Consider the following 9,395-nt stretch of genomic DNA (forward strand, 5'->3'; position numbering starts at 1 on the left):
GCCTGGATTCTTCTCGGCTTTTTCGAAATGGAGGCAGTTTGGACACAAACAGCATTGCAACAAACGTGGTAGGCACTTTGATAACCGCAGCAATTATCGGATTGTCGAAGCTGATCTGGGAATCAAGAAGTAGATTGAAAGGCGTGGCCGCCAGCGCGGTCAAGCCGATGAGAGAGATCGTCCTAGCTGCGCTGCGCCATACTGTGATCATGTGGTTTTTGCTCCTTCAGATTCAGCTCAACGTGTTCACCGATAAGCCGCTTACCAGAATGTCAGTGCTGTTGATCGCCTTCTGGACATGGTGGGCCTTGTTCTATCTGGTTGCAATGCTTGGTCTGATTGTGAAGCCAAGAGACCTTCCTCAGAACAACTGATTTCCCAGCGCTACGCCTGCGTGATGACTTGCGGCCAGAGAAGAAGGCCAGATGTGGGTTTATAGACACGCTACCGCCTCCGGTGTTATCCCAGGCACGATATGACTTACAGTGATATCATTACGTCACCATTTTGCGGACGGAGCCCTATCAGTGTCTTTCATCAAAAAGCTAGGAGCATTCATAGCCATTCTGCTCGCCTGTGGATACCTCTCTGGCAAATGGGGCATGCATTCCGCGTTTGAGCGCGAGGGAGAGAAGCTCGTCAGACAGCTAGGGGCAAAAATTGTCACAAGCCTGGGCGAGTTCAGTCCATCTTGCAGGGCCAATGCAAAGATCGACTCTGTGCTGGTAGATGGCGGATCAATCTTCTCCACTAAGGGTGATGCGACCCTATTCATTTCCGGGAAGGATGACAGCGCCCTTACCATCAGATACCGCATGGAGTCATCTGGCGACAAGGTTTATGTCCAGCCTTCAGATCAGGAATCTGCTCGTCGCTCAGTAATACAGTTCGGCGCGAAAGGCTGCAGCTAGCCTTCCACCCCACACTCCCCCAAGCCCGCCTCGGCGGGCTTTTTCATGCCTGCGCGCTCTGCATCAATTCCTGATATCAACCCCTGATACGTAGTCAGCAGCGCGATATGGGGCTAGATCATTGCAATTGACGACCCCGCCCAGCCCATGCGCAACCCTCCAGCCGTCCATGTAGAGCCTAGTAACAGCAGTTTTCTTGATGCCCGGATGGGCTTTCTCGGCATCATCCAGGCGCAACCATCCCTGAAAATTGCCAGCGTTCATGCCGCTCTTGAAGTCAGAGCAGCCGGATAGCCATATCTGCTGGGCGTCTCGGTTGGCGTCCTGAATCGTATAGGGCTTGTTAGCTTGGTCGACCAGGTCGTAGTAGTCGTCGAAGTCCGAGGCGCTGCTGTTTTTCTTAACGTACGCAATCGACTTGAGCGCGTCAGCCCTCATTTTCTGTGGGCTGATCTTCTCGCATCCTTCGCCTGCGACAAGGAATAACGCAGTCCTCTCATGCCATCTGACTGAGCAGCCTGGGTAATCGTATTTATACCCGCGCATGAACTCCCAGTTCTCCTGGGGCACGGTGTACTCACTCGCCAGTACTCCTGCGCTCACTAGCAAGGCTCCAGCACCAGCTGCTGCGATGATCCTTTTCATTTCTCTCTCCGGCCCTCGAATGCGCCGATTGTAGCAGGGAGTTGCCACCTGCCAGGGCTCGCCTAGCGCGGGCTTTTTTGTGCCTGTCAGAAAGGCGCCTCTTCCTCCACCCTCTCCTCCTCCCAATCTCGCTCCACAACCAGATCGTCTCGATCGTCTGCGGTCTGCGGCTCCCACCGAACGGTCACGCTGTCGTCGTCATTGAACGTCAGGTCCAGTTCTGGCGTTTCGGCCAGCAGCCCCATCACCTCCTCCCACTCCATATCACCGTCCGTGTCCAGGCGATGGATCGTCACCCAGCGCTGAGCCTGCGCGATTGGGTGATTGATCATCGACGAGACCCGCAAGCCAAGGCGCTCCAGACCGGTCATTTCATGGCGCGCCTGCGGCGCCGACTTCTTCTGCTTGGCCATACCTTCCTCCGTTAACTGTACATCCATCCAGTATTTAGCGAAGCATACATCACGCCCTGTGAAAGGTGAACACGCTTCGCTTGGAAGATTTTCAACACGGCCTCGAAAAAATAAATCACATTTCGTGTTGACATAAAAAACACATTGCGTGATATTTGCCTCAACACAGCAGTCACTCACGAGGGACTGCCGAGGCCCTCAAGCCTCACCGCTCTTTAACAACCAGCGCAACAACCAACAGACCGCATTGCCTCTACCGGCGACCGGCGCCAGACAGCCCCGAAAGGCTGCCCACGACAGGGAGAACCCTGTACGGCTGACGAAGGTGAAACGCCTTAACCGAGAGAACGACCCGGGCATGCAATGCGCACCGCCACCCCGGCGGTAATGGGACAGAACGATTTACTGATGCCGGTTCACTGAGCCGGCATTGGAAATCAACTGGAGTGACACCAATGGAAATCACATTCCCAGCAGACAGCGTTAGCGTGGATAGCACCTATCACAACAGCGGAGTCAGCGTAACGGTTCAGGCCAATGGCCGAGAGGTCGCTGCTCAGCTTGACCTTGACGACCGCCTCCACGATCTCGACCCCGTGGACATCGTGAGCGAGGTAGGCGCCGAGACCCTTTTGCAGCAGATCGGAGAGGAGGAAGTTCGCGCCTGGCTTCTGGCCAATAGCGATCCAGACGACACGTTGGAGCACATCGGCCTTGACAAGATTCATGAGTTTCTTTCGCACGAAGGCGACGACAGAAACTTACCGGCCTGACCTGATCAACCGCCCTGGAGGGCAGATCGATGCCTCAGACATTCGAGCAAGGCTGGGCCGCGCGGCCCTTCGCCCAGCAGTTCCCGGAAATGAACGCCGACGAGGCCAAGCGCCTCGACCACATCAATACCTCGATCACCACGCTGTACTTAGCGGGGCTGCTTACCGACAAGCAGGCGAACGAAATCCGCACCAAGAAATTCCCCAAGGTCGTCACCAAGGCGGTCCTGGGCAAGCGCTGATCCCTGACAGCCGGAAAGACGGCCCGATGCCCTGGAGGCTTGATTATGCAACCTCAGCCAAACAGCCCGAACGGCTGCTTCGAACGTCACGGTTATGCAGTCGTCAGGACGCCACGAGTGACCGGCGCCGGCCACCATCGAGCCATTTACGATCCGAACGGCCAGCAGGTTCTGAACCGTGCCGGTTTTGACGCAGAGATTCAGTTCTGCATTGAGCACGGCCTGCTGCTGGAAAATGAGCGTGACCCGCTGCAAACCGCGTAGCTGCCTCGGCAGCGCTAGAAACGGAATGCAAGGTCTTCGCTCCGACAGCCTGTCGCTAACTGCCCGATGCCCTGCTCCCCATCGCAGGCTTCATCGGAGTGTGATCTGAGTGCGCAGGCTGATGCGCAAACCTAGTCTCGTTGGCGAGCTACTGAGACATCACAGAGTTAGGCCGCCAAGCCGGAGAGAACGCAGCACCGGCCAGATCACACCCCGATGCAGAGAAGCGCCCAGCTCCGGGCGCGGTTACCGAAGCACCTGTGGACGTCCCTTCCCTCGCTCTGAGGGTAAACGAATTGCGCCGCTGGATGGGTCCACGCCAAGCCAGCTGCCGGGGTAGTGCCCGGCCTCTGCATCCCCTTCCCTTCACTTCGACCGCATTGGCAGGCGCCAGGCCACCTTTCACGGTGGGTTTGGTCACCTTCGCCTGGCTCCTGGCCAATGCGGTTGGCTACTTAGGTTCACGCAATGAGCAATCACACTCCAGGGCCTTGGAGCTACTGGTCCGGCTATAACGCTGTAGACAAGCTCGAAGCTCAGGTAACAGCAGAAGGTGGCGACATCGTGATCGCCTCCTACAACAGCCTGATTGAACAAGGCGAGGCCAATGCTTGCTTGATGGCTGCTGCACCTGAAATGTTCGCTGCGCTGGTGTCGCTGGTAGAGAACGCCGAGCAACGAGTTTTTGAAGACTGGATTCAGCGTGTAACCCCAAGTGGAGACGTCGACTCAGTACAGGCTCAGTGGCTCGACAGCACCGATTATCTCGAATTCACAGAGGCGTGGGCTGAGCAGCTAGACGCCATCGACAAGGCCCGGGTGAAGCCATGAGCGGCTGGATCAAGTGCGAAGACGCCAAGCCAACTGATGGCCAAACCGTTGTCGTATGGCGCAAGTGGCCGAACTGGAACTGCTTCGCTGCCGAGCTGGACTGCTGGCAGGCGGATTCGAGCGATACCGAAGGCGGCGCCTGGTACGAGGCAGAGGAATCCTGCCAGCACATCGAAACCTGCGCTGACGGCCCTGGCCAAGTCGCCCGGCCAATCACAACCCACTGGCACCCGCTGCCAGCCGAACCCACCGAGTAACCCACCACCTGGAGGCGACCATGGGCGCACTTCGAGCAGCACAGTTTGAGTACGACAACCGCCTTCCAGGCGAGCACCCGGACGATGTGCCGGAGCGCCTGTGGATCGACGATGGCATCGCTGAGCTGATGGCGCGCCGCGACGTTGTGTTTCAGCGTCGGATGCGCCCGAAGCAGGGCGTCACCTACGAGCGCTTCGCCCAGGCGGTGGATGAGTTTGTGATGGGCCAGCTGGGCCTATCGGGGATCAGCAGCTCGGTACTGGGCCGCCTGGTTCTGGCAGCCCGCTCCAAGATCACCAGCGACGCAAAGGCAGCGGCCGACGAGATCATGAGCGTCGCCAACCCCGAGGCAGCACTGGAAGAAATCGCACGCCAGCTGCTCACCCCCTTCGCCAAGGAAGGAGTGCTGGCCCAGGCCGAGGAGGCGCAATGAGAAGCCCGCACGTTCTGATCGACGAAGAGCTCGACGCCATGGCGCACCCCGGCACGGATCTGAGCTGGAGCGTCATGGTGCAGAAGCTCCTCACTGAAATGCTGGCCGATCAGCGCATCACCATTGAAGAGTTCAACCACTACTGCGGGCGCCTCAACAAGATCGTTGATGGGCGCAAGGAGGTTGCATGACCACGCCTGTTTTCCCGTCGATCATCGACGACCAGGTGGCCGAGGCTGCGCAGGCCCTGCCAGATGACCGCATCCTGCTGGTGTTCAAGGGGCTGACCATGGCGGACGCCATGAATCAAGCGCGCATGGCTCACATCGAGAACCCGGCGGCCTGGTCGGGCCGGGCTTACCTGTGCGGCATGTGCACCTTGGCCTACGAGGTGCGGACATGACCATGATTTGCGGCAACTGCGGCCAATACGGCATCCGCTGGATGGGGCCATTCAGCAACCTAACCCATACAGAGTGCCCGCATTGCGGCGGGCAGAACTGCCAGCGCGAGGAAGGCCAAGAAGATTCTTGCCGTGAATGCGGCGCAATTGGCTGCAACGGTGAGTGCTACGGCGATGACCTGATGGGTAGCTCGTCATGACCCGCTACCAGCGCGCCCGCCGCCTGGTCATCTGGCGCGGCTCCTTCTCCATGCTCTTCGCCTGCACCTTCTTCATGCTCGCCAGCGCACTGGCCGGCAGCATCACTTCCTGAACACACGCCCGAGCCCGGCGGGCCCTTAGGGGATAACCGGACCTACCCGGAGCGTAAGCGGCGAGAGCGCGCAACCATCCACCGCAGCCAGGGCCTGGTGGCACCTCCAATCCGGGTGACCTGGCATTTCCCCTTTCAACTGACGGCGCCGGCCTGGCGCGAGGTTTTCCAATGTCCACTACCAACATGCGCATCTGGGAGCAGGTGCAGACCACCGATACCCGCTACACCAAGAACGCCGAGGTCGGCGGCCAGAAGATCACAAGCCTGAACGGCACCGCGATGGTCATGAAGGCGACCGAAGTGTTCGGACCGGTCGGCATCGGCTGGGGTTGGAAGGTCCTCGAAGAGCGATTCGACGACGGCCACGAGGTGTTTTCCGGTGAAGGCGACAAGCGAATCTGCTTGGGCCGGGAGATCGGCCACACCGTCAAGATCCAGCTCTGGTTCATGCAGGACGGCCAGCGCGGCGAGGTCGAGCAGTACGGGTGCACCCGGTACCAGTACAAGACCAAGTACGGCATGACCACTGATGGCGAGGCGCCGAAGAAGTCGCTGACCGACGCCATCAAGAAAGCCCTGTCCATGCTGGGCTTCAGCGCGGACGTGTTCCTGGGCATGTTCGATGACGTGAACTACGTCCAGCAACTACAGGCTGAGCAGGCGATTGAACAGGCCGAGGACCGTCAGGCCGAAATCGAACGCCAACAGCAACAGCGCCTGGACTTCATCAAGGACACGATCGAGACCATGCAGAGGGCGGTGACGCCGCATGAGCGCAAGAAGATCCACGACCATGCCGTGCGCAAGCTCATCGGCCGCAAGGATGAGAAAGGCGCCGCCCGTATCGCCCTTGAATTGAAGAACCTCGAAGCCGGCAAACCGCAGGAGGCCGCAGCATGACCCAGCTCTACGCACTCACCGGTCAGATGGCCGAATTGGCTGCCATGTGTGACACCGACGACGAAGGTCTCAAGCAGGCCATTCAGGACACCATGGCCGGTATCCAGGGCGAATTCGAGGTTAAGGCCGACAGCATCGTGATGCTGCGCCGCAACATCGAGGGCGACATTGGCGCGATCGACGCCGAGATCAACCGCCTGAGCGAGCTCAAGCGCATCAAGGCCAACAGCGTGACAGCCATCACCGACTACCTGCGCCGGAACATGGATGCCGCAAACATCAAGTCGATCAAGCGCCCGCTGTTCACCATCAGCCTGGTAGCCGGAAAGGAAAAGGTGATCGTCGATAACGAGCAGGCGGTACCCGATGAGCTGACGTCGGTGGTGACCAAAATCGCACCGGACAAGAACGCCATCGCCGCCAAGCTCAAGGCCGACCGCGAGCACAACGAAGCTGTCCGCAAGCGCATGGCCGCAGGCGAAGACTGCGAGCACGAACTCATCCCCGAGCCAGGCTGGGCGCATCTTGAGCGCGGCGAGAGCTCGATCCGCATCAAGTGAGGCGCCCATGGACCAATCAATCGACCTGGAGGCAGCGAAGGCTGCCTTCTTCGCATCTGGCGGCCAGTTGGTTGTGCTTGAGGGCTTCGAATACGTGCCATTTCGGCAGCGCAAGCACCCCGAACCGAGGCCAAAGCGGCCAAAGCCAGTCAAGCAGGAGCGCGGCGGCGAGCGCAAAAGCCGCGCCAAGGCACGCACAGCCAAGATCGAAGAGCTCGCCAAGACCATGACCTGTGGTGAGGTCGCAGAGCTCCTGGGCGAAACCAAGACCGCTCTATGGGGCGTAGCGGCGCGGGGAGGATTCAGATTCTTCAACCCGCCTAAGTCAGCCAGACCGGCGAAGGTAAATGCCGAACCGAGCCAGGAGGATCGCGACTTGGCCGACAAGATCATTGCCATGCGTGATGCTGGCAAGTCCAGATGCCGGACCACGTCTGAGCTGGGTATCGGCAACTGTCGTCTTGTGCGGATCCTCGATGAGTTCGGCATTGATTTTCCAGTTCAGCGGCGCCAGGGGTAGGCCATGAGCGAGCACGGCGAGCACCCCAGCGTCTACTACCTTGGCCGGGAATGCCGCCAAAACGGTGGCGGCAAGATGGCCAACCCATTCGCCTATCACACGTTCCATGGGGCCTGGTTCTTGGCCGGCTGGAACGACATGGATCTTGAGATTGAGCAGAAAAATCCGAAGCGCGCTGCAAAGAACAAGGCGGCGTGAGCATTTCCACCTTCCACCAAGCGGCCTGCAGGAGGTCGAGCATGGCATCCCTTTTCGACGCATCGATTCGCAAGCCGGTCCGAAAGCTGTACATCACCCGCAGCGGCGGCCAGTACCGGCCTGATGATGTGGCCCTGGCATTCGCGCTGAGCCTGCGCATGCACGACAGCGCGGATCATCTGCGCAGGCTGGCCCGGCGCTTGGTCGATAAGGTCTGCCTGGAGCGCCAGCCGAACATGAAGCGCCTCGCCCGCGAGCCGGACGACGCCAAGGTGTTCGACGCCGCGCTCAAGATCATCAACCGGGTGTGCGACCTGCTCGACATCGGGCCGGGAACTACCTTCGTGCGCAATGGAGGCGATGATGGCTCTGACGCAGCAGCAGCGTGACGAGAAGCGCAGGGCAAAGGCCGAACGCCTGCAGGAAGAAGACCTGCGCTTGAAGGTTCGACCAGGGACTAAGCAGGCCCTGCTGGAACTGATGGAGTGGGCCGGGATCGAGGAACAGGGCGAGGCGATGACGCTGATGATTCATCGCCTGCATGAACTGACCCGAGACGAAGCAGTCAAGCTGCTCAAACCTCCGCGCCACAAGATTGAATTAAGCCCTTCCGTGGCGCGAAAGCTAGACCGGTTCCGCATCAGCCGCGAGCTTCGCACGCCTGACCTGATGCTTGGCAACGACCCGGACGATACCGGCCTGATCCTGCTGGCAGAACGGGCCTGACCCTCCGGCGCTGCCCGCCAGCGCCTTACCCTCTCAAACGAGGAACGCCTCCCCGGCGAGGATCACCCATGAACCCAATCGCCCTGCAGGCCTTGCAAGACGCAAGGCGACGGCTTGTGAAGGACTCGCCCGAGCCGTCGCGTAGATTTTGGACCGACGCGGAGGTGGCCAGGCTCCGGGAGCTGTACCCCGACACCCCAATGCCGGACCTGGTCCGCGCATTCAATCGGCCCGACCACGCGATATACAACAAGGCCCATGCCTTGGGCCTGGTCAGAAGCGCTGAATATCTCGCCAGTGAGCACGCCTGCCGCCTGAGACGGGAGGACAACCCCGGAATCGAATATCGGTTTAAGCCTGGTCAAGACCCATGGAACAAGGGTTTGAAAGGCCTGCAGATCGGCGGCGAAGCTACTCAGTTCCGAAAGGGGAACAGGCCTCACACATGGCTGCCAGTGGGCACAGAGCGAATCACTGAGGACGGGATACTTCAGCGGAAGGTGTGCGATGACGGCCCTTCGTATCGCCGGTGGAAATCGGTGCATTCGCTGCTTTGGGAAGAAGCCCACGGCGAGATCCCGCCCGGCCATCTAGTGGTTTTTAAGGATCGCAATCCGCAACACATCGAGCTCGACAACCTTGAGCTGGTCAGCCGCGCCGAAAACATGCGCCGCAACACCATCCACCGGTATCCACCAGAACTGAAATCCACCATCCGCCAGCTTAGCAAGCTGAAGCGCGCAATCAGCGAGGCCTCTAGTGAAAAACAAGATGACTGACCTGCGTAATCACCTTTTCGCAACGCTTGAGGCGCTGCAAGACCGGGACAACCCCATGGATATCGACCGAGCCAAGGCGATTGCTGATGTCGGTAAGGTGTTGGTCGACTCCGCCAAGGTTGAAGTCGCGTTCATTGTCGCCACCGGGGCTGAAGCCTCGTCCACCGGATTTATCGAGTCTGAGCGCGCATTGCCGTCGCCGGGCGCACGCTGAAAGGAGCAA

General features: G+C 59.6%; 20 protein-coding genes. 18 read left to right on the top strand and 2 right to left on the bottom strand.

Annotation, left to right across the window (positions count from 1 at the left end; all coding sequences use genetic code 11):
- The first annotated feature begins 38 nt into the window (after positions 1–38).
- Complete coding sequence (locus tag C4Q26_RS03285; protein ID WP_104882749.1) at positions 39–374, top strand: hypothetical protein; 336 nt, start codon at positions 39–41, stop codon at positions 372–374.
- 153 nt (positions 375–527) lie between these two features.
- Entirely contained in the window at positions 528–911 is a 384-nt protein-coding gene (locus tag C4Q26_RS03290; protein WP_104882750.1) for a hypothetical protein, read from the top strand.
- A 63-nt stretch (positions 912–974) separates the two neighbouring features.
- Here C4Q26_RS03290 and C4Q26_RS03295 read toward each other — a convergent pair whose 3' ends face one another.
- Both C4Q26_RS03295 and C4Q26_RS03300 read right to left on the bottom strand, forming a co-directional pair.
- Entirely contained in the window at positions 975–1,556 is a 582-nt protein-coding gene (locus tag C4Q26_RS03295; RefSeq protein ID WP_104882751.1) for a hypothetical protein, read from the bottom strand.
- Positions 1,557–1,642: 86 nt separating this feature from the next.
- The gene (locus C4Q26_RS03300; protein WP_104882752.1) at positions 1,643–1,969 is read right to left on the bottom strand and encodes a DUF1654 domain-containing protein; all 327 of its coding nucleotides are present in this window, start codon (positions 1,967–1,969) and stop codon (positions 1,643–1,645) included.
- A gap of 455 nt (positions 1,970–2,424) precedes the next feature.
- Here C4Q26_RS03300 and C4Q26_RS03305 point away from each other — a divergent pair, with 455 nt between their 5' ends.
- The 16 genes from C4Q26_RS03305 (at position 2,425) to C4Q26_RS03385 (ending at position 9,386) form a co-directional block, all read left to right on the top strand.
- Positions 2,425–2,742 carry a hypothetical protein gene (locus C4Q26_RS03305; protein WP_104882753.1) on the top strand — a complete coding sequence of 106 codons (318 nt, stop codon included), beginning with the start codon at positions 2,425–2,427 and terminating at the stop codon, positions 2,740–2,742.
- A 29-nt stretch (positions 2,743–2,771) separates the two neighbouring features.
- On the top strand, positions 2,772–2,984 hold the full coding sequence (locus C4Q26_RS03310; protein WP_104882754.1) for a hypothetical protein: 213 nt from the start codon (positions 2,772–2,774) through the stop codon (positions 2,982–2,984).
- A 117-nt stretch (positions 2,985–3,101) separates the two neighbouring features.
- Positions 3,102–3,248, top strand: a complete 147-nt coding sequence (locus C4Q26_RS03315) for a hypothetical protein (protein WP_218274787.1) — start codon at positions 3,102–3,104, stop codon at positions 3,246–3,248.
- Positions 3,249–3,716: 468 nt separating this feature from the next.
- On the top strand, positions 3,717–4,079 hold the full coding sequence (locus tag C4Q26_RS03320; RefSeq protein ID WP_104882756.1) for a hypothetical protein: 363 nt from the start codon (positions 3,717–3,719) through the stop codon (positions 4,077–4,079).
- Positions 4,076–4,336, top strand: coding sequence for a hypothetical protein (locus tag C4Q26_RS03325; RefSeq protein ID WP_104882757.1), 261 nt, complete (start codon positions 4,076–4,078; stop codon positions 4,334–4,336). Before C4Q26_RS03320 ends, C4Q26_RS03325 begins: the two co-directional genes overlap by 4 nt.
- A gap of 20 nt (positions 4,337–4,356) precedes the next feature.
- The gene (locus C4Q26_RS03330) at positions 4,357–4,770 is read left to right on the top strand and encodes a hypothetical protein (RefSeq protein WP_104882758.1); all 414 of its coding nucleotides are present in this window, start codon (positions 4,357–4,359) and stop codon (positions 4,768–4,770) included.
- Positions 4,767–4,961, top strand: a complete 195-nt coding sequence (locus tag C4Q26_RS03335; RefSeq protein WP_104882759.1) for a hypothetical protein — start codon at positions 4,767–4,769, stop codon at positions 4,959–4,961. Before C4Q26_RS03330 ends, C4Q26_RS03335 begins: the two co-directional genes overlap by 4 nt.
- Complete coding sequence (locus C4Q26_RS03340; RefSeq protein ID WP_104882760.1) at positions 4,958–5,173, top strand: hypothetical protein; 216 nt, start codon at positions 4,958–4,960, stop codon at positions 5,171–5,173. The genes C4Q26_RS03335 and C4Q26_RS03340 overlap by 4 nt, the downstream gene beginning before the upstream one ends.
- A 484-nt stretch (positions 5,174–5,657) precedes the next feature.
- Positions 5,658–6,389, top strand: a complete 732-nt coding sequence (locus C4Q26_RS03350) for a Rad52/Rad22 family DNA repair protein (protein WP_104882762.1) — start codon at positions 5,658–5,660, stop codon at positions 6,387–6,389.
- The gene (locus C4Q26_RS03355) at positions 6,386–6,949 is read left to right on the top strand and encodes a siphovirus Gp157 family protein (protein ID WP_027907654.1); all 564 of its coding nucleotides are present in this window, start codon (positions 6,386–6,388) and stop codon (positions 6,947–6,949) included. The genes C4Q26_RS03350 and C4Q26_RS03355 overlap by 4 nt, the downstream gene beginning before the upstream one ends.
- Before the next feature lie 7 nt (positions 6,950–6,956).
- Positions 6,957–7,469 (top strand): hypothetical protein, encoded by a 513-nt coding sequence (locus C4Q26_RS03360; protein ID WP_104882763.1) that lies wholly within the window; start codon positions 6,957–6,959, stop codon positions 7,467–7,469.
- Between the two features lie 3 nt (positions 7,470–7,472).
- Positions 7,473–7,667, top strand: a complete 195-nt coding sequence (locus tag C4Q26_RS03365; RefSeq protein WP_104882764.1) for a hypothetical protein — start codon at positions 7,473–7,475, stop codon at positions 7,665–7,667.
- Between the two features lie 41 nt (positions 7,668–7,708).
- The gene (locus C4Q26_RS03370) at positions 7,709–8,056 is read left to right on the top strand and encodes a hypothetical protein (protein ID WP_104882765.1); all 348 of its coding nucleotides are present in this window, start codon (positions 7,709–7,711) and stop codon (positions 8,054–8,056) included.
- Entirely contained in the window at positions 8,031–8,393 is a 363-nt protein-coding gene (locus C4Q26_RS03375) for a hypothetical protein (protein ID WP_104882766.1), read from the top strand. Before C4Q26_RS03370 ends, C4Q26_RS03375 begins: the two co-directional genes overlap by 26 nt.
- 68 nt (positions 8,394–8,461) lie before the next feature.
- Entirely contained in the window at positions 8,462–9,172 is a 711-nt protein-coding gene (locus tag C4Q26_RS03380) for an HNH endonuclease signature motif containing protein (protein WP_104882767.1), read from the top strand.
- A complete protein-coding gene (locus C4Q26_RS03385) occupies positions 9,153–9,386 on the top strand; it encodes a hypothetical protein (protein ID WP_177429821.1) in 234 nt (77 codons plus the stop codon). The genes C4Q26_RS03380 and C4Q26_RS03385 overlap by 20 nt, the downstream gene beginning before the upstream one ends.
- Positions 9,387–9,395: the final 9 nt, after the last annotated feature.

The sequence above is a fragment of the Pseudomonas sp. SWI44 genome, assembly GCF_002947915.1.
GTDB classification, from domain to species: Bacteria; Pseudomonadota; Gammaproteobacteria; order Pseudomonadales; family Pseudomonadaceae; genus Aquipseudomonas; species Aquipseudomonas taiwanensis.